The sequence below is a fragment of the Mesorhizobium sp. Arg314 genome (genome assembly GCF_053714275.1).
In genome coordinates, this window is record NZ_JBSKBP010000172.1 from 1 (window position 1) to 1,181 (window position 1,181).

At 58.8% G+C, this 1,181-nt stretch carries 1 protein-coding gene; it reads left to right on the plus strand.

Translation table 11 applies throughout. The features are described 5' to 3' along the window. The coding region (locus ACWGS9_RS34875) for a mandelate racemase/muconate lactonizing enzyme family protein (protein ID WP_454509438.1) at positions 1-1,171 on the plus strand (1,171 nt) is incomplete at its 5' end. Positions 1,172-1,181 lie beyond the last annotated feature (10 nt).

The window sequence follows — 1,181 nt, forward strand, 5'->3', positions numbered from 1 at the left end:
CTCGCCTGATCGAAACGAAGTGGACGCGCCGCCCGACGGGCCGCAAGGGGAACAAATGAAGATTAAGCGAATTAGCCTTTACTCGATACCGGTTACGATAGGTTTGGACTTGACGCGATACGTCGCGAGCCAGTCCTTCGACCCTCCTCTGGATGATCTTGTAGTTAAGATCGAAACGAACGACGGGCTGGTCGGATGGGGAGAGGTGGTATCGGCACCTCCATATTTCCTACCTGAAATCTCCGCCGGCGCTCGCGAAGGTATCCGGCACGTTGCACCAGTGGTGCTGGGCCGGGATCCGCGTCAAGTCGCGGCAATATTCCAGGACGTTTCCCGGGCTCTGAGGGGGCATGGAAATGCGAAGGCCGCTTTGGAGATGGCTTTGTGGGATCTCGCTGCGAAGGCTCATGGACTGCCGCTTGTGGACCTTTGGGGCGGGCGCGTGTCCAACAGCTTCCCGGTTCACACCCTTGTTCGCATAGGGACGCGCGAGCAGACTCTCGCTGTTCTGGAAGCCGAGCGGGCACGTGGCGTCTACCGTTTCCAGATCAAGGTCGGCGCCGGCGAAGCTCATGAAGACATCGCGACCATCCGCATGGTCCAGGATTTGGCACTCCCCCATGAGCGGTTCTGGTATGATTCCAACCGTGCATGGCTCGTGGACGACGCAATCAGGATCATATCCGCTGTCCGAGACCTTGCACCTATGATCGAGAACCCTTGCGATACGTATGAGGAATGCAGAATCGTCGCCAAACGGACCGGGGTCCCATTTATGCTGGACGAGGTCCTCGACAGCCCGCGACGGTTCTTACAGGCAGCTCAGGAGGGAATTCTGGACGCCGCGACGCTCAAGATGTCGTGTGTCGGTGGCTTAGAGGCGGCTCGCCAGGCCATGAGCCTTGCCAGGATTTTGGGTGTGCCGGTCCGTATCGAGGACTTCCATGGGACAGGCATTCTCGCGGCGTGTGTGACACACATGGCACACACGCTGCCGCGCAATCTCGTTTGGACACTGTACGACTATGACCGGGATAACCTCGTACCCTTGGTCAAAAATCCGCTAGTCGTCAAGGCCGGTGACATTCGCATCCCTGACGACTGTGGCCCCGGCCTGGGTATCGAAGTCGACGAAACCCTCCTCGGGGAGCCTGTGGCGGTCCTTGAATGAAATTGAACGT